Here is a 24,513-nt window from a genome sequence, read left to right as displayed (position 1 = left end):
ATCCAGACCAGAAAACCCAAAAGGGCTTTGCAAGGCAAAGCCCTTTTTTTGTGTGCCGCGTTTTGTGAAACGGCTCGCTCAATCAGTTGCTAGGACACAGTCCCTGCAGCCGCAACAGCGGACCCTGCCCGGTTTCCTTGGAGGTCATGTCGACTCCGTTACTGCCAGACTGGGAGGCGATTACCAGCCCGGTATTGTTACCGAGCCAGGTCTCCACGATACCGGAGGACAGCAGGTCTATCTGCTGGGTGCCGGTGGAGGAGGGCACAAAGCTCGCCAGCTGGCTGCCGAGAATGACACTGCCACCGACACTGTTCCAGGTAGCACTGCCTTCCTGCCAGTCGCTTGTTGCCCGGTAAACACCGTAGGTATTTCCAGAGCGATCGGTGACGTTCAGCTCAAGCTGTGCCTGGGTAAAGCTGGAGCAGCTTTCTGTGCCTGTCAGGTCAAATTTGATCAGGGTGTATAGCTCCCCATACTGGCGATCACTGCCATCCGCCAGCAGCCCATCACTGCTGCCATCAAAGTTATTCGCGCCCTGCGAAGAGCCGATAAAAACGTCATCCGATGCAGCCTGCACAAACTGCTGACTGGTACCGGAACCGGAAGAACTGCCCGAGCTAGAGGAGCTGCCCGAGGAACTGCTCGACGAGCTGCCGCCACAATCGGCGTCGACGGTCAGCACCGGCGCGGTGCCGGTTTCCTTGGAGGTCATATCGACACCGTCGCTACCCCCGAGGGAGGCAATCACCAGTCCGTAATTACCGCCGCCCAGCCAGGTCTCGATCACGTTGCCGGCGAGGGTGACCTGACGCAGTCCGGTGGACGATGGGGTGAAGCTGGCTACCTGGCTGCCAAGCATGCCGCTGCCGCCGATATTGCCCCAGGTCGCAGACTCTTCCTGCCAGTCACTGGCCGCCAGATAAACACCGAAGCTGCTGTTGGAGTAGTTGGTGACATTCAATTCCAGTGTGGCATTGCTGAAGTTGCTACAGCTGGCGATATCATCGAGATCGAATTTGACCAGCGTCATCATCTGGCCATAGGTAGAGTCACTGCCGTCAGCTAATAGGCCCTCGTTACTGCCGTCGTAATTGGTCGACGTGTAGTTGGCGGTGACGAAAACATCGTCACTGGTGGCCAGCGCAGTAGTTTGTCCGCCCGAGCCACTACCGGAGGAACTACCAGAAGAACTCCCGGAAGAAGAGCTGCTGGAACTGCTACCGGAACTGCCGCCGCCGATCACGCTGCGGTTACTGCTGTTGCGCGTCAGGTTCATGGCCTCACCGACCTGGTTGGCACTCCACCAGTTGACGTTGGCCGGCAGCACCAGTGGATCGGCTGCGCGTTCGGCGCGACTCAAGTTGCTGGCAGAGGTATTGAACTGCGCGGTGCGCACAATCACGTCATCACTGCTAACCTGGATTACCTTGAACTGCTGGATACTAGCGAGATCGATGGTCCAGGATTTGGGGTCGTTGGCAGAGCGCGCCGGCGCCCCCCAGCTGCCTTCTCCCACGTAGACTGTGCCGCCATTACTGGTTGCGGCAAAGCCGCTGCCGTCGGGGACGAGCGCTTCGGTGAGCTTGGTCATGTGGGTGTCCGACTCGACCACCAGGTTGATTGCGTAATCGTAAAAATCCTGTGCCCACCAGCTGTGCAGAATGGTGTTTTCCGACTTGCCGGAGTAGTGCGGAAACATGGGCTTGTGATACTGGGCAAAACGCCATTCGGCGCTGTTGCCATAGGCTGCCAGGTCGCTCTGCAGCCAGCTGTTCATAGCACTAGCATAGGAGGACCAGCCACTGTTTTTGAACTGGCTGTTGAGGGTGTAAATCCGCAACAGCGGGGATACCTGCACAGCACCGTAAGTGTCATCCGGATTGCAGTTACTGTCGCCATCGAAATCTACACCGAACACTTGGCACAGGGTGAAATAGTTGTTGTCTTCGTGATTGCCGTGGGTGGGGATCAGGGGATAAATCCGCTGGTAGCTGTAGCCATCGATCTGGTCACTTGAGTAGGTCAGCTCCCAGTCGTCGAGGAACGCGAGCATCTGCGAAGCGCTGTTGGCATCGGTGAAGTCCCCGCCGTGCATCACTGCCAGCGGACGAATTTTTGCCAGCAACTGGTTGCCCTGACGACGGGTGGTGTGGCCGGTGCGGGTATCGCCGCCGGCAACGACCACAAACGGGTCGTTGTTTTGTGGCGCGGTGCGAAACCAGAAACGATCGCCACAGCCATCCTGATCACACACACGATAAAAAATTTCCGCATCCGCGCTGAGGTTTTCCAGGCGTACGAAATGGCTGACCACACTGCCGTCGAAGGTGCGGGTGGTATCAACACCGGCAGTGGACCAGCCGCTTTCATCGGTGGTGTAGCCAAAGCTTACGTACGGATTGTTACTGCTGCCGTCGGGAGAAAAGCCGATCACTGCACTGTTGCGACCGTCACTATCCCATACGAGCCGGTGATGTTTTGTGGCCGCATTGGCGTCTGCGACAGATAGCCCTGCGAGCATCGCAGCATAGGCGGTGCTGCGCGCGATCCTGGCCCATAGATTACTACCCAGAAAATTGTTCATGGGAAAACTGTCCTGTTGAAGGATTATTGTGGGGCGAATTGATTTGAAAAAATGTACTGCGCGGGAGAGTGTGGGAGCGGTTAGTGACAGCTTTTTGAATTTTTCGCCACCAGGCGCACAAATGCCGCATTGCGGTGCGGAATTGTGACCTGTTGCCCTCCCACGAAACTGATCGCCTCAGCGCCGTTTCCAAGGTGCTGGTAAACACCCAGTAACGGTTTTCCGAAGTCTGCGGTCCAGTAATCTCCGCGCTTGGTTTTTGGAAAAAACGCGGTATTGATCGAGGGTTGACCCGCTTTACTATCGGTATAGACCAGCGTGTGTAGTTCTTTTGCCGTTGGCAGTCGCCAATGATGTTCACCGCACAGTTGCTGTGCGCGGGTGCGGCGAAGCAGGTCTGCGGTATCGCAGCGGTCCGGCTCGAAATAGCAGTCGCCGAGGTTTTCTGAACCTGTCGCCGGTATCGGCACGGCATGAGATGTGGTGGCAACGGTTGTAAATCCGGTTTCTGCTTCCCGGTACCAGGAGTAGGTCCAGAGCCCGTCGTGAATACTTTCATCGTCAGTTTTGACTTCCCACAACAGGCCGGTATTTCTGTCACACACACAGGACCACGGACCGGACCAGGGAGCGAGCGCTGCGCCGCGGTTATCTATTTTCACCAGATGATATGGCTGTGGCCCCGGGGCGGCGGGTTGCGTAAGGAATGCCGCCACACCCAAGGCCAGGGGCAGGCCGGTAACGACGAAGGTGCGATACCAGCGGTTCATTGGGGGAACGCCAGGCGAATTGCACGGGTGTGCCGGGTGTGGGCAATCTGCGCGCGGTCGAATGCGGAAACCCACAGGCAGATACCATCGCCAATGGGGACATCCAGCGACGAACCCGTTACCAGGCTGCGTGCCATTTCCAGTGTCCAGTACCCTTGATGCCAGCGCGCACGCGCGCGGACATCGGCGCGATCGCCTTCGAACCGGTTGGAGTTGTACATCACCGAGGGCAGCACGCTGCCTACTGGAATGTCGGCGTCGGCGGTGTCCGTATACGGGCGATAATCGAACCAGGGAATAACCCATGGGCCTTGTCCGGTGCCGGGCAGAGCAGCCAGTTGTTCCAGGCTCTGCGGCAATCGTTTGGGTGTAATACCGTCGCGGCGATACCACTGCCAGTTCATGACATAAGCGCCGGACTCCTTGCCATCCTGCTGGTAGCCCGCGGTATAACGGCGCTCGCCGGCGCGGGGTCGGTCCGCCCGGCCGATAAAGTTATCGTCGGCGAGATACATATCGTTGGTGCGCACAGCCTTCCAGTGCCACAGGTCGTGCAGCTGGCCGTCCGTGCTGTAGTGGTAGCCCTTGCCGTGCCAGTTGGCAGGTTTTTCGGAGAGTGGCTTGCGGCCCAGATGTGCAGTGCCGGCGGCGCCAAACGCGCAGCTGGGAGAGAGCAATACCGCGAACTTGTCTTCGTAATGGCGCACTTCATTGAACTCGTGGAATCCCTCCTGCTGCACCTGCCAGCCGTTGTCGGTTTTCAACAGGGGCAGGTGCGCCAGGCTTTTATCCCGGTCCCGCCAGCGGGCCAGCAGGAAAAATTCCGTGCCGTTGCTCAGCGCGCGCAGGGTCACGTCGGTAGCACCGTGATCGAAGTTGGCGCCGCCATCGGTATACACGGTAATGGCACGGGCGGCTTGCCACTGGGGCTCATCGGCATTGCCGTCGATATGGACGTGATCGCTCAGGGGAATATTTGCTACCTCGAGCGGGTAATGGCTCTGTCGGCTGGTCAGTTGCCATGTGATTGCTAGCAGAGGGACTGCGGCAAGTGCGGTGATACCCAGGTGCAACCGCGCGGGAAGCACAATGTGGAAAAGTGCAGAGCGCCCCCAGCGAATCAGGTAGAAGCCTCCGTGCACCAGCAGGTACAGCCCCATGCCGAGGGCGCAGAAAAAATGGATGTCGCGCGCGCTGGCGCCAGCGATAAAAAACAAAAGCCAGCCACTGGCAATTGATCCTGCCAGCAGCGGGTAACCGGCGCGGATAATAGCCCTGTGCCATCCACACCAGAGTGGACGCTTCTTCAAGCTGGCATTCCTGACGCGAAAAATCAGATACAACAGGGCACAGAGGGAAATGGTAAGTGCGCTGAAAAAATGCAGCGGGTGTAGCGCGCCCTGTGGCAGCAGCTCCTCGAACTCGGCGACCAGCGGACGCTGCAGGGTGGCGATACGCAATCCTGTAAACAGGCTGCACAGCACCGCCAGCATCGCAGCACTATGCAGCAGAATCCAGTTCAGGCTCTTGCGCTCGGGAGTCACTTTGCCGCCTCAAATAGGGGGCAGCTTAGTCGTTTCCCGTGGCAGATTTATGAAATATGTGCCCGGTGGAGGCTTGCGCCCGGGGGCTGTTACCTGTGGTTGATCGACGTATCTTGATGCAGCCTCAGCCGGCTCTTGATCTGGTATCAGGCCGAGCCGTTTTCGCGAACGATCTGTTGGTACAGCCGGTCCTTCATGTGTGCCCGGCGTATCTTTAACTGATTGAAGTGATTGTCATCGGTGGCTATCCCTCGTTCTTCGAGCCCACGTATTTCCTTATCCAGCTTGTGGTAACTGTCGCTGCTGGAACGGAACTCGAGGTCGTCCTCGCGCAAGTGCCGAATGGTCTGGGCGAATTTGGGGAAATCGGCTTCCAGTGCGTGAGAGGGTATTGCCATTGATGTATCTCCAGTAGGTTGGTGAAAATTTAATCGTTACAGATAAAAGTCTAGCTGTTGATTTCGATGTCAGCCGGGCTGGCGGCAGACTCCCCACATGCTTAACTAAAGCTAAATGATAATAAGTTGCATTTACCAGGGTGCTTCTTTAGAATCCCGTTCCAAATTCATGGGGTCATCTTCTGGGGATATACAAAGATGCAATCAGAACAGCACATGTTTGCGCGTACTCTGCTGGCAACTGCTCTTATCGCGGCGGGCAGCGCCAGCGCCGACGACAAATCTAATGTAGTGGAAAACGTAGAAGTCGTGGGGGAACAGGCGGAGTCCTACCTGATAGACGGGGCAGACACCGCCACCGGTCTGGGTCTGTCGATCATGGATACGCCACAGTCCGTGTCCGCTATCGGCAGCACCCAGCTGAATGACTTCAACATGTACAACCTGAACGACGCGCTGCTGGCTGTCCCCGGTATCCAGGTTGAGAGTGTTGAAACCGACCGGACCTACTATTCTTCGCGCGGTTTTGATGTCACCAACTTCCAGGTTGACGGTGTCGGCCTGCCCGCCACCTACGGCAACCGCAACGGCCAGAGCGACACCTCTATCTACGAGAGCATCCAGGTGGTGCGCGGTGCCAATGGCCTGATGAGCGGCGCCGGTAACCCGTCTGCCACCGTGAATATGGTGCGCAAGCGTCCCACCGACGATCTGCAGATGTCGTTCAGTGCCATCGCTGGCTCCTGGAGTAGCCTGCGTCTGGAGAGCGATGTCTCCGGCACCCTGACCGACGGTCTGCGCGGCCGCCTGGTAATGACCAAGGAAGATGCTGATTCCTATCTGGATTACTACGCCACCGACAAATCCGTAGCCTACGGTGCCCTGGAAAAAGATCTGGGTGAGTCGACCCTGCTGACCCTGGGTGCCAGCTACCAGAGCAGTCTCGCCGACAGCCCCATGTGGGGCGCGCTGCCGCTGGTGTACTCCGACGGCACAGCTACCAACTACGATGTGTCCTCCAATACCTCTGCCAAATGGGCCTATTGGGACAATATCGAGAAAGAAGTTTTCGCAGAGTTGAAGCACGAGCTTGCCAACGGCTGGGAAGTAAAGGGCTACTACAGCACCGCAGATATCGAAGGCGACAGCGACCTGCTGTACATGTACAGCCTGCCGGATCGCGAAACCAATGAAGGCCTGATTGGCTACGCCAGCAAGTACACCCTGGAAGAAGACCGGGACGTCTTCGACGTGCGCGCTTCCGGTACCTACAACCTGCTGGGCCGCGAGCACAACCTGCTGTTTGGCTACAACTGGTCGGAAGGCTCCACCACCGAAGTTTCCCTGTACGACTACACCAATGGTTTCCCGTGGATCGGTGACTTCACCGAGTGGAACGGCGAGACGCCGGTGCGCCCGGTGTATACCGACGGCCTCACCGGCAGTGACTTCGAATACGAGCAGAGCGCCGTGTTTGCCGCGACCCGCTTCCGTGTTACCGACAACCTGAGTCTGGTGGGCGGCGCGCGTGTCGTGAACTGGGAAGCCGAGGGCGTGGGTTACGGCACCAGCAAGCTGACCGAGGTGGACGGCAAGGTGCTGCCATACGCCGGCGTGGTGTACCGGGTTGACGACAACTATTCCCTGTACGCGAGCCACACCGAGACGTTCCGCGCCCAGGACGATATCGCCGAAGACCTGACCTTTATCGATCCAACCGAAGGGGTGAATGACGAAGTCGGTGTGAAGGGGCAGTTCCTGGGCGGCAAGGTGATTGCAACCCTGGCCTATTACCAGACCCAGCAAAACAATGTGGCGGAATTCGCCGGCCAGACCCCGGATCCGATCAATGATCAGATCATGATCGACTATTACGAAGGTCGTGATTACGACAGCGACGGTTTCGACCTGACCGTGAGCGGTGAGCTGATCGACGGCCTGAACATGGAGTTCAGCTACGCCAAGGTGAATATCGACAACAAGGCGGGCAACGGCCTGAACCGCGACTTTATCCCGGCACAGACGGTGCGCCTTTACGCCAGCTACCGCCCGCCGATGCTTGACCGGCTGAAAGTGGGCGGCGGCCTGAATTGGCAGGACGATATTTCCCGGATGCACGCTGCAGGCCACACCATCGAGCAGGATGCCTACGCCACCCTGCAACTGTTCGCCAATTACAAAGTGACCGAGCAGCTGAGCTTCTCCCTCAATGGGGAAAACCTCACCGACGAGAAATACATCAGCAGCCTCTACTGGGATCAGGGCTTTTATGCCGCACCGCGCAACTTCAGCGCGTCGGTCAACTGGCGCTACTGATTCGGTAACGCTGTGACGTGATCCTCTGGGGCGACGGGCCTGAATCCCGTCGCCCCGTTTGTGTATTTAGAAATTGTGTTTTTACAGACCGCCAAAAATCATGAATAAGACCCTGTTCAAACTGCACAGCTGGATGGCCCTGATCGCCTTTGTACCGCTGCTGGTCATCTGCGTGACCGGCAGCATTCTGGTGTTCAAGCACGAAATTGATTCCCTGCTCCTCGCCGACAAGGTGCGGGTAGAGTCCGGCGGGCGCGAACGTCTGAGCTTGGATTCGCTGGAGGCGTCCCTGCAGAGTAATTTCCCGGACTATGAAGTGGTCGGCTGGGCGCTGTTCCAGGACAAGGAGCGCGCGGACCTGGTTTACACCATGCAGCGCGGCACCGACGAGTGGACCTATGCGCTGATCGACCAGTACAGCGGCGAACCCCTGCGCGCCCCCATGGGGCTGACCCATCATCTCACCGACTGGCTGCTGGACCTGCACTACACCCTGTTGATGGGAGACTGGGGCATGCTGGTAACCAGCGTGTTTTCCATTCTGCTGTGCCTGCTCGGCATCACCGGTTTTATTCTGTACCGCAAATTCTGGAAGAACTTTTTCACCCTGCGCTGGAACGCGCGCATGATCGTGTACTTTTCCGACCTGCACAAAATGACCGGTATTATCGGTGCACCGGTGCTGCTGATTCTCGGGTTTACCGGAGCCTGGTGGAACATCACCCACTTCGCCCACGAAATGGAAGAGCACGCCGAGGGGCACGAGCACTACAAAATGGAGCAGCGGCTGTACAGCGACGATCTCTCCCTGCAGGCGCTGATGGACGACACCGGTAACCAGCTGCAGAACTTCGAGACCACCTATATTTCCTTCCCTTGGGAGCCCGGTAGAAACCTGACTTTCTGGGGCGATGTACATACCGGCAACCCGCTGCTTAGCCAGTACGCCAGCAACATCACCTACAGCGCCCAGAGTGGTGAGCATATGCTCAATTACGATATCCGCGATGCTTCACTGGGAGCCAAGATTCTCGACAGCTATCGCCGTCTGCACTTCGGCAACTTTGCCGGGCTCGTGAGTAAGATCATCTGGTGCGTGATTGGCCTGTCACCGCTGCTGCTGTCGATTACCGGTATCTATATCTGGAACCAGCGTCGCGGCAAGCGCAGGGCGGCGCGCGAGAAGCGCCGGGCCAAGGCCGCGCAACTGGCCGGGGCCTCTGCCTGAGCGGAGGCTCGCGGGCCAGAATGCATCCTTCCAGCCGGGCTTGTCCCGGCTTTTTTGTGTCCGGTTTGTTGGACAGTTTCATCACAACACGGCTTTTGCTACCATCGTTTGGCCTTACCAAATAATTAAATTCTGCCTGACAGAATCCCGTAGCGAGCTCTTGTATGAAAATTACGCAATTGCCGATCCGCTCCCTGCTGCTCTCGGCCCTGGTGTTCAGCGTTTCCGGTTGCAGTGCAGAGGCCGATCCGCTGGATCAATTACGGCCCGCCAAGACCATGGCCGAATACCAGGCCATGTCGGAGCAGCTCTACAAGCTGGACCAGGCCGCAGTTAAGGCGGAAGCCAAGGCCGCGGGTCTGGACAAGTCTCCCAAGCCGAAAAAAGCCAAGCGCTTTGGTTTTGATGCGCAAAAGGCGGCCACCGATAGCGACTTTTTCACCACGCCGGAAGGGCGCCAGATCGCTGAAAACCTGCTGACTTTCCAGACGCCATCCGGCGGCTGGTCCAAGCGCACCGATATGGGGGTGCCACGACAGAAGGGTTACCAGTTCGGCACCGAGAAAAGCTACGTACCCACCTTCGACAATCTCGCCACCAGTACCCAGTTCTGGGTGATGGCGAATGCGTGCAACAGCCTCGGGGAAGCGCGCTACTGCAACTCTGCAACCCGCGCGCTCAAGTACATCCTGATCGCCCAGTATCCCAACGGCGGCTGGCCGCAGACCTTCCCGCTGCGGGGCAAGTATCACGATTACATCACCTACAACGACACCGCGATCACTAGCCTGCTGGCCATTGTCGCCGCCGCGGCCAATGATGATCCGCGCCTGACGTTCTTGCCGCAGGCACTGCGTGAACAGGCCGAAGACAGCCTGCATCGGGCACTGGAAATGGTGGCTGCCACCCAGGTTGAGGTGCAAGGCAAACCGGCTATCTGGGGCGCCCAGCACGATGCGGAAACCTTTGCCCCCACCGCAGCGCGCGCTTTTGAGCCGGTAGCGCTGGCGACCAGTGAGAGCGCCGACCTGGTGCTGTTCCTGATGTCACTGGAGCAACCGCCGGCACATATCCAGAAGTCCATCGACGATGCCAAAGACTGGTTTGAGAAGCACCGCATCGACGGCCTGCGCTACCGCCGCGACGGCAAGCTGCCGTCACTGGTGCCGGAGGAAGATGCCGACCCGCTGTGGGCGCGCTTTTACGAGGTCGACGGAGATCGCCCGATCTTTGGCGATCGCGATGGCAAGGTCTATTTCGACGTGGACGAAATATCGGAAGAGCGTCGCCGCGGCTACGCCTGGTACACGGAGCAACCCTATAAGGTGTTAAAAAAATATCGCAAGCGGCAGGAGTAGGCCGGTTGTCTGCACCAGCATTGTCACATAAAAAGCCCCCGGTTAATCCCGGGGGCTTTTTGTTTAGGTGCCAATGAATGGAAATGCTTAGTGATAGTGCAGGTCGGTGGCCTTACCGCGGAACACCCGGTACGAGAACGCCGTGTACATCAGGATCATCGGGACAACCACCACGGCACCTACCAGAATAAACTGCAGCGACTCCCGCGCGCTGGCGGCCTCCCAGATGGACAGCTGGCCGGGCACGATGTCCGGGAAAAAACTGAAACCGAGCCCGCTGAAGCACAGCGTGAAAATCCCCACTACGATGGCGAATGGCACACCACAGTGACGATCTGCTTCCTTGGGCAAACGGCGTAGCAGGATATCGTTGGCCACAAAACCGAGAAAACACAGTGTGGGAATCAGCAGCACAAACATCACCAGCGGGAAGGTAAACCAGCGGTCGAATACCCCCGGGTTAACCAGCGGATTGATCAGGCACACCGCCACCACGCCGACGAGTGATGCGCGCCCGGCCGCTCTGGTCCAGCGCACCGCCCGCGTCTGCAGTGAGGATTCGGTTTTCAGTACCAGCCAGGCGGCACCGATATAGCTGTAGGCCGCGGTCACTCCGAGAGCACTGATGCCGCAGAACAGCAGGGCAGGCAGGCTCTGGTCAAAGCCCATCACGTACTGGCCGAGCATATAGCCCTGGGTGAGCGTAGTAACCAGCGAGCCGATCTTGAAGGTACGATCCCACGCGAGCTTGTGATCCACCGCCGCCTTGGCGCGAAAGTCGAACGCCACCCCGCGCATGATCAGCCCGATCAACATGATCGCCACCGGGATATACAGATGCATCAGGATCAGACTGTGTGCCGCCGGGAATGCAATCAGCAGCAGGCCAATCGCCAGTACCAGCCAGGTTTCATTGGCATCCCAGAAGGGGCCGATCGACGCGATCATGGTGTCGCGCTGCCACTCATCCTGCTCGCCCATGGGCAACAGGATGCCCACACCCAGGTCGTAGCCATCGAGAATCGCGTAGGCGAGTACCGCCAGCCCCATCAGCCCGATAAACACCACCGGCAGCCAGTCGCCACTACTGGAAATTGCGCTCAAGCTGTTCATCGGGTACCTCCGGCGATTTTGGATTCGGGCAGATTGGTGAGGCTGCCATCTGGTGCGGGCTCGTTGGTTTCAAACTCCTCCACATACACCGACTTGAGCGCCATGCGTTTGAGGGTGTGGATATATGCCCACATCAGGATTACGTAGACAATCAGGTAGAGGGTGAGTGAAAGCCCCACATTGGCCGGCGCAACCGGAGTAACCGCATCTGCGGTAGTGAGAATCCCGGTGACCAGCCACGGCTGGCGGCCGACCTCGGTTACGTACCAGCCCGCCAGAGTGGCCACCCAGCCGGAAAAAGTCATCGCTACAAGCACTTTGAGAAAGGTGCGTGGTACCTGTGGCTTGCGCAGCAGATAACAGCCAACCCAGGCAATTGCCATCATCAGCAGGCCCATGCCCACCATAATGCGGAAGCCGAAAAACAGCGGCTTGACCGGTGGGTGGTCGCCCTCGAATGTATTCAGGCCGCGGATCTCGCCATCGCTGTGGTGGGTGAGAATCAGGCTCGCCAGCTTGGGGATGCCCACGGCCAGGTGATTGCTGCGGGTTTCCTCATCCGGAATGGCAAACAGCAGCAGCGGTGCACCCTGTTCGGTTTCCCATACCCCTTCCATGGCGGCGATTTTCTGCGGCTGGTGCTCGAAGGTATTGAGCCCGTGCAGGTCGCCGACAAATGCCTGCAGGGGGGCCAGCACCGCGGCCAGGATCAGACCGGTTTTCAGTGCCAGACGCGGCGCCTGTTTTTCATCCCCTTTCAGAATTCGGTAAGCGGAGAGGCCGGCAACAAAAAACGCTGCCGTCAGCCCCGACGCCAGAAGCATATGCACCAAGCGGTAGGGGAAGGAAGGGTTGAAGATGACCTGAAGCCAGTTCGTTGCATGCACCACACCATCGCGGATCTCATAGCCCGCCGGCGTTTGCATCCACGAATTGAGCGCGAGAATCCAGAATGCGGAGAGCGTCGTGCCGATGGCCACGACCAGTGCGGAGAAGGTGTGTACCCTGCTCGGCACGCGCTTGATACCGAACAGCATAATGCCGAGGAAGGTGGCCTCCAGGAAAAACGCAGTGAGTACTTCGTAACCCAGCAGAGGCCCGGCAATATTGCCCACCTTTTCCATATAGCCCGGCCAGTTGGTGCCGAACTGGAACGACATGGTGATACCGCTCACCACGCCCAGCGCAAACGTCAATGCAAATATTTTTACCCAGAACCGGTAAGCGCGCATCCACACGGGGTTACCGGTGAGATCAAAGCGGAGTTTGAAAAAGAACAGGATCCAGCAGAGGGCAATGGTGATGGTGGGGAACAGAATATGAAAGCTGATATTGGTGGCGAACTGTATTCGCGACAGCATCAGAGTGTCCAGCATAGGTACCTCGGTGGCAGGCGGCCATCGGCCGCGGGTGGGTTACAGCGGGTGCCGGGAACGTTTGGGGGGTGCGCTTCTCCCTTGATTTAGCTATTGGTCTTTTTCGACTTGGCGCCGGCCTTGAGATCCAGCAGTTTGTTCAGTCCCGAGCCGAGTTTCATGAGCCGGATCAGGTCCTTGTGCTCCAGTTTGCTCAGGGTATTGGCGAACTGGTCGAGCATTTCCAGCAGGCTATAGACTTCCTGGATGCGCTCCTGCGCCTGAGCTTCCTGCGGGTCTCTAGGATCGGTCAACAGCAGCTGTCGTAACAGAGTGAGGGTGGGGTCCAGTTCGCGCTTGCGGCGTTCTTCAAATACCGTGCGGGCGAGATCCCAGATGGAACCGGCCGCGGTGAAATAATCTTTTCTGTCACCGGGCTGGTGATGCAATTCGATCAGGCGCCACGCCTGCAATTCCTTGAGCCCCATGCTCACATTGCCGCGACTGATCTTCAGCGCCTCCGCCAGCTGGTCGGCGTTTACCGGTTCGGAGTGGATCGTCAGCAGGGCAAACATTTGCCCGACGGTGCGATTGAAGCCCCAGCGGCTACCCATTTCACCAAAATGCAGTACGAAGGCCTGCGCCTGACTGGAGAGTTTCATTATGTTCTTAACTTTCAGAAATTTCTGAAAATTGTAAACGAGGATTGACTGGTGTCAAGTTCGGCAGTCATTTCATTTGCTAGGGAATGGCGAGCTGAGCCCGGGAAGCCCAGTCATCCGGCACGATAAACCCGCGGGTGACCTCGCGGTGTTTATCCACAGCGGCCACACACAGCGGACCCCGGGCTTTTAGTTTCTCGTTGATTGCGCGTGTGGCATCGGTCAATGCCGCCGGCGGCGTATCGTGGGTGGCGGTGCAGGGGGCCAGCCAGCACTGCTTGGGCAGTTGCAGCCAGTGCCAGGGCTTGTCAGCAAAGGCTTGCAGGAAGCTCGGCCAGTCGGACCACCAGTAATCCTCACCGGTTGTGGCGGTGTCCAGTGGGCGAAAGCGGCGTCCGGGCATCAGGGTCCATTGCCGCTGAATCTCAATACCCTGGTCGCGCAGAAGTGGCTCGACCTCAGGCTGGTGGATGATCGGAAGCTGGTGGTCCCGGGTGCGTGCAAGTTTGATATCCAGGCGGTCCTTAAGGCCGGGGCCGACCCAGACATCTGCGACCTGTAAATAGAACTTCACTGCGACTTCCCAGTGTTCGGTGACATCATCGGGCAGATAGCGCACCACAAAATCCAGTTCACCTAGAGTCTTGCCTACAACTCTGAGCGGGAGATTGCGCGCAATCAGGTGGTACTGAGGGTGATATCGGAAAGCGAACGTCCACAGGTTTTCGAAGTAAACCCCCAGGCGCCGGCTGCTGGCCGGCTCCACGAACATTTGCAAAATATTCTCCAGCGAAGCGCGCGTCGCGGGTGCGGCAAAAAAATTGCCCAATTCTGCGCGTCGTTCGCTCGGGAGCCAGGGCAGGGAAGTGAGTGTACTGATGTCGCGACTGGTCAGCGCCCACAGTAGATTGCGCCAATGGTCTGGATAGGTTGAGAGAAAAGCGGTCTTGCCAGGATCAGTCATTCGCCGATTATAAATAAAAGCGGGGGGCAGGCTAACCCTCGGCTGTATGCGGACATTCAGTGTTCCCGACTACCATTTGAAGCGGAAGCCGAATGTGAGGCTCGCCTGATAGCTGTCCCCGAAATTATCCATACTGGTCGCATAGTCGACCTCTCCGTAGACCGAGCAGCGGTCGCCGCACTGGTCGTAGGTAAACCCTATCCCCAGCTGGCCCCACCAGTCGTCGCGTGCCTGATAAAGCGCGCTGCCGGAAACATCCACTTCCGTCTTGTCGTCGAAGTAATAGAACGCATTGGCGATGGCATAGAGTCCGATGCGTTCCAGCAGCAGTTGACCGTACATATTGCGGTTGACGCGCTGGCTCACCCGTTGCTCGAACGCCACACCCAGTCGGGCAAATGCACCCTGGTTATCGGTGTCTTCCAGGTAGACGCCGTAAGGGTCGAAATTGTCATCGATATCTTCAGCGGTATAGGCCAGCTGCAGCTGGGGAGTGATGGAGTAAAAGTCACACAACCTGAAACTGTGCCCACCCTCAACGGAAAAATTGAAGCCAATGGCATCGTTACCGGTACCGAGATACCACAGCTCGTGAGAGTAAAGATCGGAGTCGAACCAGTTGAACTGTGCCTGGATATCCGCGTAGCTACCCTGACTGCCATACCAGGTAAAGGTACTGCCAATGCCCCAGTTATCGGTGCGAATATCGCCGTGCCCAAAAAAGCTATCCAGCTCCGTACTGCCGTAGCCGTACTGGGCAAAAACACCGAGAATCAGGCGTCCCCGGTAAACCGCCGGATCAAAGGAAAAGTCTGCGCCTAACTGAATCAGTCCAAAGTCCTGTTGCCACTGTGCATAGGATGTTGACCGCTCGGGATCGTTTTCGCTGTAGGCGGAACTTCCTCTTATCCACAGGCCGCCGCCGTCAATCGCGCGTTCGATGGCATTGCCGTAGCAGCAGACACCGCGATCTCGGTGACTGGTCCCGGCCCAGAAGCGGTTGCCCACACGCTTGCGCAGCGTGGTTGGTGCGTTCATCCTGCGGATCGCCTGGGCATAGGTTTCGTAAAGGACAGCGCCCGGTTGCCAACGCGGAATAAGGTCGCCGCTATCGGTGAAGGGATCAGTGATGGTCGATCTCAAGTACCAGGTACCGTTGTCCGAGTTGTTTATTCCTCCGCGATGCAAGCTGTAACCGTAAGCACCGCCGACAGTAGCCGGACGTCTGTCGTAGCCGCGGTAATCGCCGTCGAGAACAAAAGCACTGCGCGGGTTATCCCCACCAACGTGGATAACGGGAATACCATTGCCGGTAGTGATTGCACCGTCACCGCCGGCATTATAAATACGCACGAAGGTGCGCCCGCTTGCGTTACCCTCGATAGACAGGAAGTCTGTAGGGGAATTATCCCCAGCGAGCGTAGTATCCATCCACAGGCGCGCGTCGCGCCCGCGCCCGTCATAATTTCCGAAACGTCCATTTGCGTGGCTGCTGATATCGAGACGGTTGAATTCCTCATTTGCGAGTAACAGGGTGCCAGCGTTGTTTACATCGCCAAAAATTGTGAATTGAGATTCCGTGGGTTCAACAATGGCGCCAAAGCGGATATCCAGCCCCAGAGCCTCCCGCCCATCGCTGCCACCACCAACAAACAGGTCATTAAACAGGCGTAAGCGTGTACTGCCGTTGACGATAATCCGCTCCCAGTTGCGCAGGTCACTGCCGTCAATCAGGTGATCCAGTTTGAAGCGCAGGGTGTCAACGTAGCCGTCTTCGGCGTAGAGGTCATCGCCGCCATCGAGAATGGCATCGCCTTCGTAGGCATAGGCATCTATTTCTATATAGTCAGATCCATTTCCACCATCGACACTGTAAACCAGGCCCTCGTCCAGGTAGAGGGTATCGTCGCCGTCGCCGAGTAGCAGATTCTGATAAATAAAGCCGCCATCGAGTAACACGTAATCGTCGCCGGCGCCCATATCGGCAACGAAGATGAGTCCATCGTAAAGCTCGAGGCGATCGTCCCCCGCGCCGGTATCCAGCCCGCCGCCAAAGTAGTTCCCGATTTCCGAATCCCGAACGTCCATGATGACGGTGTCGTTACCATTGCCTGTAAGCAGGCTGGTTTCGACGACTGCGCCATTCACGTTGACCTGGTCATCACCTTCCCCTGCGTCCACATTGCCAATGGTTCCACCATTCAGATCCAGGGTGTCGTTGCCTCCCAGGCTGTTTACGTCGGCCCCCGCCGCGTCGTTGTCTTCGTCACACAATATCTGGTCGGGCCCGGCGGTACCGGTATTACCCGGACTGCAGTCGGCAACGGCACTCAAGGGGAACACCGTCAACCCAAGCATGAGCCAAAAACCTGAGTGTCGCCGGAATACTGAATCAGAACTCATAGGTAATACCCAGATTCAGAGTCCAGGGATTGGTTTCAAAGTCTGAATACAGGCGTTCGTAGCCGAGTGTGGTTGGGTAGGTAACTTCTGTATCGAGGTTGGAATCGGTGTAGATCACCGCCGCATTGATCAGCCAGGAGCGCATAAACCCGCGACCCAGGCGCCAGTCTATACCCAACTGTGCACTGGCGCCCCAGGAGTGGGTCATCCCGAAATGCCCGGGGCCCGTTGCCATACCACTGCCGTATAAGTAGTGCTGGAATTCTGGATAGAGATCGTCATCGTAATAGTCGGAATAATTTACACCGACCCCGATGTAGGGTTGCCCCAGGCAGTCGAGGTCAGTCATATACCAGTTGACGAACAGGTTGGCGGAAGAAGCACTGAATCGTCCGAAGTGGATATTGTCCCGCCCGGGGCGGGCGCGGAAATTCTGCAATAGCAGTGAGTGATCGGAATCGCCCACGTACAGCATTTCAATACCCAGATAAGGCAGCGGCCGCCATACACCGGAAACATTCCAGGTGGTGTCGTCCTCGATTTCCCAGCGGGTTCTGTAGAGCTCCCAGTCCTGCAAAAGATAGTATTTGAGTGAGGTGTTATTGTCATCGGGATAAACAAAGCTGGCCCCGACACGCACGTAAAAACGGGTAAGGTCTACATCGGAAACAGGGATCTGCGCTTGCGCAATAATTGGGAATAAAAATGCCAAGCAAGCGGCCAGCTTGAGTTTTTTCATTGTTAACTCCGTTTAACACCGGTTGACGCTGGCGGCCTGATTATCGTTGGCTGGCCGCTCGTCGTATCTTGAGTTAATGGCGCCCCAGTTTTGATTGAATGGCGCTGCAGATAGCGAATAAATAATTATCAGAAATTCTCAAAGGCAACAGTAAAAGTAGCATGAGGTGGCGAGGTTGCAGGGGAAAGGGTGACCATCGGGTGGCGCCTGGTAATTAAGCGTGGGGCCGGTACTAGAACGGCCGGCCCGCGCTGCTAACCCTTCAATTTTTCAAGTGGGCTTCGAGGGCTGAATTCGATCACTTCATCCGTTCTACCTCACTTGGGCGCCACTGTTTCATGAAAAAGGGTTCCAGTGGACTATAGAGGCGCAAAATCGGGAAGAAGCTTTTGCCCGGAATGGTCTGGATCCAGTTCCCCCTAGCCACGCCATCCGGTTGTTCCGGCGAGAAATATACGGTGATAGATCCGTCACTGGCGGCCTCGGCGGCGGGAGATGGGTAGCTCTGACTGCCGGCCCGTGGATAGCGCTGCGGCGTATCGAGCATCGAGCGCGTCATGGTGTCGTACAGGGTCCACGACCAGAACTTCTCGGCGGGGATATTCTTCGGCAGGGTGACCTTGTAAGTTTTGGAACCATCGAAATAGTTGTTGTCCGAATCCGTCAGGGTCCACAGGTAGGTGGAGCCGATGCCGGTGAGACGCATGGCCATGGCCGGGGTGATACCGGTAACGCCGTAAAAGAACGCCTGGCGTGCATCGAGCTGGCGGTAGCCGGTGGTCGGGAATGGCTTGACCCCCTGTTTGGTGATCAATGGAATCGGCGTCTCGAATTCGTAACCGGTGACAAACAGCATGTTCTGCCAGTTGGAATCGTCGTAATAGAACCAACTGCGATCCCGCGGATTCATTAACAGGGTGCGCGATGTGGCATTGCCGATTTTCAGCGCTTCCTCAAGAATTTTTTTCATGCGCGCGTCCGGTGCGAACGGCTTGCCTTTGACGATACCGATGGCGGCGATAGGCCCCATCAGTTCCGGGTCAAGCGAAGTCGCTGGTTCTTCCTGCACCACCGCGTTCAGCATTTCGTAATACGACATGTCGTTTGGCGGAACGGTATTCATCACCTTGCCACTGCCCTCATGAAATACTGTTTCGGCGGGCTTGGTGGGTTTGCCAAGCTTGGCTTTGCCGGCGAGGAATTCAGCGACGGAGGTGCCGACGCCGCCGGGGTTGTACGGATAGACCCTGGTGAACTTGCGGATGCGTTCGGCCACCGGTTTTGGATCGTTGTTGTTTTCCAGGAAGGCGCGGGCAAACCATACGCCATGGATGGTTTTGGAGTGCGCTACGTAGAAGCCACCCTGGGGTAATGGACCGTCATAACCCGGGGGCACGATCAGGTATTTTCCGCCTTCACCGCGATCCGGCCCCGGCATACCGATGTCGATCACCCAGCGAAACCATGCATCCTGCACCGTGCCGAGCACCTGCGGTGGCACCTCCAGGACCAGGGGACCGTTGCTGAGATCGTAGCCGCCCATCAGATACACTGTGTCCGCGTTGGCGGTGAGGAATAGCGACTTGGCGTCCATTAGCTGGGAAAAAACCAATACCTCGTTATCCTTGACGCCGATATCGCGCAGGCCCTTGCGCATTGCGTGGATACTCACCCCGCGCATGGTGTCGGAAAAGGCGCGTACCGCGTGGGCCAGATCCAGCTGTTCATAAACCTTTTTGCTGGTCTCCTCGCTTGGCATGCCGTCGTCGAATTCCAGTGTGCCTATGCGCGACTCCACCTTGTCTGGTGTTGTTATGGAAGGTGGGGTCGAGACGTTTGACTGTGCATAAGCGGCTTGGGCGGAGCCAAATAGGATAGCGGCTGTAGCCAGGCAGATAAGCTTAAGTAAACGGTGCATTGGCGGAACCAGGTTAGAGTAAAGTTTTCTGAAAAAATCTAGCACCCCGGAGGAAATGGCTCCGTAAGTGGCAGCATATTCCATCGTATGTCACGGAAATTTAATAAGGTGACCGGGCTGCTAAAACGAAAATTTGACGCCGGCGAATAGGCCACTCAGCGCCAGGTCATCAAAATATGGCGAGCGGTCAAAATTCCATTTCAGGTAGCGATAGCCACCGACAATATCGTAGCGGTAGCAGCGATAATTGATTGCCGCCAGTGCCTGCCAGGTCGAGTCACTGTCGCCCCCGCCTACATCGGCGTAGTAGGTAAGATACCAGCGCTCATCAATATCCGTCTTGCCGCGGAAGCCGACCACAGCATCCCAGACACTATCTGAATCACCAATTCTAAAGCGGCGGAATCGATCGAAGCGTCCTGTGACATCCACGTCGAGCCACAGATAGCGCGCGCCGAATGTCAGGTTAAGCCGCGTGGTATCCGTCTCATAAAAACGGTAGGCGCCGCCCAGCGTGGAAACAAAGCCCTGAAGGTCAATATCTGCGCCGACACGAAAGAGTTCACCTCGAAAGCGAACGGTTTGCCGGATATCGTCGGAGGCATTCAGGTAGATCATATCCGCAAACACCGTCCACTCGTTGCGACTGGCGGCCAGTGTGCCCATGAAGCCCATTTCCAGGTCTTCGAGCAGCTCATCAAAGTCAATATCAATACTGTCGCCGCTTCTGGTATCCCCACTAACACTGGCGCCCCAGATATAGACTTCGGCACCCACCATCCAGCGATCCGGTGGGCCGCCACCGAAAGTCTCTGGTCGGCCGTAGCTTTGTGCCTGCGCCAGACAGAAGGGAAAACTCATCAGCAAGATAACCAGTAAGCGTTTCATCGTGTTAAAAACCTCAGCTTTTTCGGCCTCGCGGAGGGGGCTTTAGTTTGTTCTGCCACCGCACTTTTGGAGTTAACGGTAAAGACGCGCCTTGAGTGCTATGCGGACAAGGGGCTGGTCATCCCCAAAAAACTTTTTTAAAAGCGCGGTTAATGAATTTCTAGATATTGGTTGAGATTACGCCGCGTAGGTGTATTTAACCGACGATATTAGAGAGAATATTATGTGGCGAAGCTATTTAGGTGTCTTATTACTGCAAGGTCTAAGCTCGATAGTGTCTAGGTATGTCGTCAATTTTTAATCCTTGGCTCCTCTGCAGTGGATAACGATGGTATCTGTGTCGCCATTCTTTGTTTCTTAATCTAGCCATCGGCCAGGTGATAGCGGGGTTGGACGGGTGCTGAGAGATGCGGCAACACCTGTCATCGATTGAGCTGGTGCCACCAGAGCCTCGCGAAGAAATGCAACAGCACACCGGATGCTGACTCAAGGTGTTTCGCGAGTGAGAGCGCGTTGAAGTGAGAAGATGCTATTTAAAGTTTTGTTAATCGCATCGGTATTGTTGGTGGTGAATACGATGATTCACGCGATAGCGATGACAGTCGCTATCCGCTGGAGCCGCTATATCGCTGCGTTACACCCGGCTCATCCATTCCTTCCCACAGGCCGACCAGTGGTGGTGTCGGCCGTGGTTTTACTGATGTTCTTTGCATCCGTAGCCGAAGTCATGACCTGGGCATTGGTTTACCGGTGGCTGGGAGTCTTCAGTGAAGGCGAGCCAGCGATCTATTTCTCCATGGTGACTTACACCACACTGGGTTACGGGGATATCGTGCTCGAAGGCAGCTTGCGTTTATTGTCTTCTTTTCAGGCCGCCATCGGCATCATCATGTTCGGGTGGACAACTGCGGTCGTATTGGCTGTGGTGCAGCGTTTGTATCAAAACCGTCGCGACTGAATGTTACACAACATTCCAAGCTAAACAGGATAACTTGCGCATTACGCAAAAAAAACAGGGCCCGCTGAGGCCCTGAAATTTTTGTTAATGGATTAATTTCCGACCGCATGTCGGCGAGTTTGCCGGCGCAACAGGATTACGCCAAGTAACAGCAGGATCATAACCGGACCTGTCGACCCGCCACTGCTGCGGGGATAGGCGCGTTTGCCGCTGAAGGCCGGTTGCGCACTGTCCTGCCGGTTATCCTGGACTGGTGCTACGGCCCGGTTTTCGCGGGCGTTTCTTTCCCGTTCTACGCGGGCCTTGTTGTTGCGGACAATGCCCTGTTGTTCGAATACCTGTTCTTCCACCACTACCATTGAGGTGTAAGGCGTTACCAGCCCATGCTCCACTGCAAGGCCGACGATGGCGTCTTCACTGTCGCTGTCGTGGCCTAGGTAATCCATGCGGTTCTGGATATCTTCTATGGCGGCATAAGCCCAGAGTCGCTCCAGTTCCGGGGTGCGGGTATCGGTTGCCGGGAACTTCAAGTCTGAGCGGTAGTGGACCTCGCGGCCTGAAACCTTGCCCTGGATATCGAGCTTCGCCGGACCATCGCCCCAGTAGTGACCGAACACGATCAGCTGTTGGCCGCGGTACAGGGAGCCGATCTGTGCCGGGCTCATATCGCGTACCTTGAATCCTGACTTGGTGCCAGAAATACTCAGGGAGATATCCCGGTAGGCTTCGTGGCGCAACTGGTCCGCCGCCTGCACCAGCCGACCGGAAATATCATCGCTGTTGGAAATGTTCATGGCGAATCCGTTGGATACCTTGGCCATGCCCTCCAGCAGCGGACGGTTGGCACTGTTGCCCATCACGAAGGTGAACAAGCGGATATCGTGTTGTTCGAGCAGTTGCAGGAAGGCCTTCTTCGCAACCACACCCACATTGGCGACGCCGTCCGTCACCAGGATTACCGCACTGGGGCGATCGGCATCGAGTCCGTTGTATGCGGTTTTCAGGCCGGCGAACAGGTTGGTGCCGCCGTCAGGCTGAGTCGATTCCAGCAACTGCAAATAGTGACGCACGTTGGCGTCATTGACGGCGACATAGCCACTGGTCAGTTCACGGGCCTGGTCGTTGAACAGCACCATACGGAAGCGATCTCCCGGCTGCAGTTTGCCCAGCCCTTTGCGCACACCTTCTGCAAGGCTGTGATATTTCCCTGCCATGGAGCCGGAGAGGTCGAGCACAAAGGTCCAGTCGCGCCCTTGGGATATTTCACCCAGGTCATCCCCCGGTGTCAGTGTCAGCATAAAAGTACCGCGGTCGCTGTCTTCGGGGCGGTAGGTGACCATGTCCACGGCACCGGGTAAGCCGGGCTGGTGTCGCCAGTAGGCGACAATGTCCTTGTCTAGGGTAAACGCGCTGCCATTAGTCGGTGTTGCTGTGGTCATCGATTCCGGTAGCTGTCCTTGCGTATGGTCTTCAGCATCGGCAAACGCGGCGGCGCCGGCTGAATTGGCGAATGACACCTGCCATTCCTGGTCCGAAGCGCGTTGTACTTGTGCCTGCGGGTGAGCGGGCATCAGGAACTGGTCGATAGGGTAGGAGGAGCGCATTGTCAGCTTGAAACTGAAGGCTTCCTGCACGTGTTCCTGATAGGTGAAAAACGCCATACGTTCCTCATCCACACCCCCTTCTTCGAGTGGATATACGTAGCGCCCGATACCGAGTTCGGCGTGTACCGGCTGGATGTACACCAGACGGATACGCACGGTGTCATTTGGCAGCACGGGATAGACGCGACTGTCGAAGCTGCGGTACTCATCCTGTTCGGTCAGGGCGGTTCGTCTGCCCTGGGATTTCTGTTGTTCGTACAGTGCGCGCGCCTGCTGTTTGCGCATCACCTCACCGGTCACTGGCTTGCCATCTATCCAGTAGGTAAATTCTCCCACCGAGGCTTTTGCCGGGACCGGAAAGGTGTAAATGGCTTCCAGCTCCTGGTCGTGCGGATTGGCGAACGTCTGGTCCACCTCGGTGATGGCGTAGCCGTCTTCGATGACCACGTTGACGTGGTGCTCCTTGATTTCCAACTGGGGCAGATTGCTGTTCGCCGGTGTGAGCAGGCCTGCGGCCACAGCGAGCCCCGGTACCATGGTGCCCATGAGTAAACACACACACCAGCCGATGGTATTGCGCCATAAACCTTGCATTGTCGGTTCCTCCATATGCCAACAGGGGCGGATTGGGAATGCGCGCCACCAGGGCACGCATTGCTGAGGAATCTATCGGTAAAGGCTCGCAGGAATCACCTGAATTTGAAAAAGTCGCGTCGATTGAGCTAGAAAGTATCAAATGGTGATACCGTTGTGGCTCTGCGAGACAGGGTTCTATGGGTAGTTTCAAGGGAGGAGAGCAATGAGCCAGGTACAGGCGCTAATGAAGACGCTGAAGCGCGAACTGAAGGCGCGGGGAGTGACCTACGTGGAGATTGCGCGGCAGCTGGACCTGTCGGAGAGCAGTATCAAGCGCATGTTAACCGGCGGTACTTTATCCGTTGACCGGCTCGAATCCCTGTGTCGTATCGCCGGGTTGGATTTTGCGGAGCTGGTGCGCAAGGCGGCAGAGGCGCGACGGGGCATCGCCACCCTCAGCGAAGAGCAGGAGCGCGAAGTGGCCGCGGACCCTCATCTGCTGTTGATGGCGGTTTGTGTACTCAACCACTGGACCATCGAGCAGATTCTCGAAACCTACGATTTGAGTGAGACCGAAAGCATTCAGTTGCTGGCGCGTCTCGACCGGCTAAAGCTGATCGAGCTAATGCCGCTCAACCGCTACCGGCTGATCGTGGCAAAAGAATTCCACTGGCTCCCCAAGGGACCGATACAGCAGCTGTTTCAGAGGGAAATACAGCCGGAGTTCCTGGCGTCCAGTTTCTCCGGCCCCGGAGAAAAACTCGTGTTCCGCACGGGCATGTTGTCGCGGGCCGCGAACGCCGAATTGATGAAAAAAATGGATCGCCTACTTCAGCAGTTTGATGAGTTGCACGACGCCGACAGTGCGCTGGCGCTGAATGAGCGTTACGGTTCCAGTCTGCTGGTGGCACTGCGACCCTGGGAATTACAGTATTTCAGTCGCCTGCGGCGCGGCAACCGGGAAAAGGTATTTCCCGAGTGATACCGGACGCGCAGGCGGATCTTCCCTACTGCGGTTGTGCGTCAGGGGTGTACCAGATTGGCGATGTCCAGGCGCGTTCCTGAATACTGACGGGCAGGTCTTCCGGCCGTTTCAGCCCGGTGCGCGCGGCATCGTAGGTGGACCAGCGCG

The 24,513-nt window shown here is 57.1% G+C and carries 19 protein-coding genes; 5 read left to right on the top strand and 14 right to left on the bottom strand.

What is annotated here, in order from left to right; genetic code table 11:
- Positions 1–82: 82 nt before the first annotated feature.
- The 4 genes from B4U49_RS12250 to B4U49_RS12235 all read right to left on the bottom strand — a co-directional run bounded on the left by B4U49_RS12250 (position 83) and on the right by B4U49_RS12235 (position 5,299).
- Positions 83–2,587: a DNRLRE domain-containing protein gene (locus tag B4U49_RS12250; RefSeq protein ID WP_078084889.1), complete on the bottom strand. Its 2,505-nt coding sequence runs from the start codon at positions 2,585–2,587 to the stop codon at positions 83–85.
- Between the two features lie 80 nt (positions 2,588–2,667).
- Positions 2,668–3,357, bottom strand: a complete 690-nt coding sequence (locus B4U49_RS12245; RefSeq protein WP_078084888.1) for an Lcl C-terminal domain-containing protein — start codon at positions 3,355–3,357, stop codon at positions 2,668–2,670.
- Positions 3,354–4,901, bottom strand: coding sequence for an ethylbenzene dehydrogenase-related protein (locus B4U49_RS12240; protein WP_204903032.1), 1,548 nt, complete (start codon positions 4,899–4,901; stop codon positions 3,354–3,356). The genes B4U49_RS12245 and B4U49_RS12240 overlap by 4 nt, the downstream gene beginning before the upstream one ends.
- A gap of 146 nt (positions 4,902–5,047) precedes the next feature.
- The gene (locus tag B4U49_RS12235; protein ID WP_078084887.1) at positions 5,048–5,299 is read right to left on the bottom strand and encodes an HP1242/YdcH family protein; all 252 of its coding nucleotides are present in this window, start codon (positions 5,297–5,299) and stop codon (positions 5,048–5,050) included.
- 198 nt (positions 5,300–5,497) lie between these two features.
- Here B4U49_RS12235 and B4U49_RS12230 point away from each other — a divergent pair, with 198 nt between their 5' ends.
- The 3 genes from B4U49_RS12230 (at position 5,498) to pelA (ending at position 10,201) form a co-directional block, all read left to right on the top strand.
- Positions 5,498–7,615, top strand: a complete 2,118-nt coding sequence (locus B4U49_RS12230) for a TonB-dependent siderophore receptor (protein ID WP_078084886.1) — start codon at positions 5,498–5,500, stop codon at positions 7,613–7,615.
- A gap of 100 nt (positions 7,616–7,715) precedes the next feature.
- On the top strand, positions 7,716–8,843 hold the full coding sequence (locus B4U49_RS12225) for a PepSY-associated TM helix domain-containing protein (protein ID WP_078084885.1): 1,128 nt from the start codon (positions 7,716–7,718) through the stop codon (positions 8,841–8,843).
- Between the two features lie 164 nt (positions 8,844–9,007).
- Complete coding sequence (gene pelA / locus B4U49_RS12220) at positions 9,008–10,201, top strand: pectate lyase (RefSeq protein ID WP_078084884.1); 1,194 nt, start codon at positions 9,008–9,010, stop codon at positions 10,199–10,201.
- Positions 10,202–10,288: 87 nt separating this feature from the next.
- On the opposite strand, the gene B4U49_RS12215 is transcribed toward pelA, so the two are convergent.
- The 8 genes from B4U49_RS12215 to B4U49_RS12180 all read right to left on the bottom strand — a co-directional run bounded on the left by B4U49_RS12215 (position 10,289) and on the right by B4U49_RS12180 (position 20,243).
- Positions 10,289–11,314, bottom strand: a complete 1,026-nt coding sequence (locus B4U49_RS12215; RefSeq protein ID WP_078084883.1) for a cytochrome d ubiquinol oxidase subunit II — start codon at positions 11,312–11,314, stop codon at positions 10,289–10,291.
- Positions 11,311–12,690 carry a cytochrome ubiquinol oxidase subunit I gene (locus B4U49_RS12210; protein WP_078084882.1) on the bottom strand — a complete coding sequence of 460 codons (1,380 nt, stop codon included), beginning with the start codon at positions 12,688–12,690 and terminating at the stop codon, positions 11,311–11,313. The genes B4U49_RS12215 and B4U49_RS12210 overlap by 4 nt, the downstream gene beginning before the upstream one ends.
- An 86-nt stretch (positions 12,691–12,776) precedes the next feature.
- Positions 12,777–13,331, bottom strand: coding sequence for a GbsR/MarR family transcriptional regulator (locus B4U49_RS12205; protein WP_078084881.1), 555 nt, complete (start codon positions 13,329–13,331; stop codon positions 12,777–12,779).
- Between the two features lie 79 nt (positions 13,332–13,410).
- Positions 13,411–14,295, bottom strand: a complete 885-nt coding sequence (locus B4U49_RS12200; RefSeq protein ID WP_078084880.1) for a DUF1853 family protein — start codon at positions 14,293–14,295, stop codon at positions 13,411–13,413.
- A gap of 69 nt (positions 14,296–14,364) precedes the next feature.
- Positions 14,365–16,653: an autotransporter family protein gene (locus B4U49_RS12195; protein WP_158078615.1), complete on the bottom strand. Its 2,289-nt coding sequence runs from the start codon at positions 16,651–16,653 to the stop codon at positions 14,365–14,367.
- A gap of 34 nt (positions 16,654–16,687) precedes the next feature.
- Complete coding sequence (locus tag B4U49_RS12190; RefSeq protein ID WP_078084878.1) at positions 16,688–17,437, bottom strand: OmpW/AlkL family protein; 750 nt, start codon at positions 17,435–17,437, stop codon at positions 16,688–16,690.
- A 298-nt stretch (positions 17,438–17,735) separates the two neighbouring features.
- Entirely contained in the window at positions 17,736–19,235 is a 1,500-nt protein-coding gene (locus B4U49_RS12185; RefSeq protein ID WP_204903031.1) for a DUF1254 domain-containing protein, read from the bottom strand.
- A gap of 240 nt (positions 19,236–19,475) precedes the next feature.
- Positions 19,476–20,243: a hypothetical protein gene (locus B4U49_RS12180; RefSeq protein WP_078084876.1), complete on the bottom strand. Its 768-nt coding sequence runs from the start codon at positions 20,241–20,243 to the stop codon at positions 19,476–19,478.
- A 577-nt stretch (positions 20,244–20,820) separates the two neighbouring features.
- Here B4U49_RS12180 and B4U49_RS12175 point away from each other — a divergent pair.
- Complete coding sequence (locus B4U49_RS12175) at positions 20,821–21,201, top strand: potassium channel family protein (RefSeq protein ID WP_158078614.1); 381 nt, start codon at positions 20,821–20,823, stop codon at positions 21,199–21,201.
- Between the two features lie 92 nt (positions 21,202–21,293).
- On the opposite strand, the gene B4U49_RS12170 is transcribed toward B4U49_RS12175, so the two are convergent.
- Positions 21,294–23,399 (bottom strand): VIT and vWA domain-containing protein, encoded by a 2,106-nt coding sequence (locus B4U49_RS12170; RefSeq protein ID WP_143735643.1) that lies wholly within the window; start codon positions 23,397–23,399, stop codon positions 21,294–21,296.
- Between the two features lie 205 nt (positions 23,400–23,604).
- Between B4U49_RS12170 and B4U49_RS12165 the strand changes: the two genes are divergently transcribed.
- Entirely contained in the window at positions 23,605–24,363 is a 759-nt protein-coding gene (locus tag B4U49_RS12165; protein WP_078084873.1) for a helix-turn-helix domain-containing protein, read from the top strand.
- A 25-nt stretch (positions 24,364–24,388) separates the two neighbouring features.
- On the opposite strand, the gene B4U49_RS18875 is transcribed toward B4U49_RS12165, so the two are convergent.
- A partial coding sequence (locus tag B4U49_RS18875; protein WP_143735642.1) for a DUF3604 domain-containing protein occupies positions 24,389–24,513 on the bottom strand: 125 nt, incomplete at its 5' end.

It is taken from the genome of Microbulbifer mangrovi, from assembly GCF_002009015.1.
Classification (GTDB): Bacteria; Pseudomonadota; Gammaproteobacteria; order Pseudomonadales; family Cellvibrionaceae; genus Microbulbifer; species Microbulbifer mangrovi.
The sequence above is the reverse complement of the archived record's forward strand: the minus strand, read 5'-3'. Positions and strand labels throughout refer to the sequence as shown.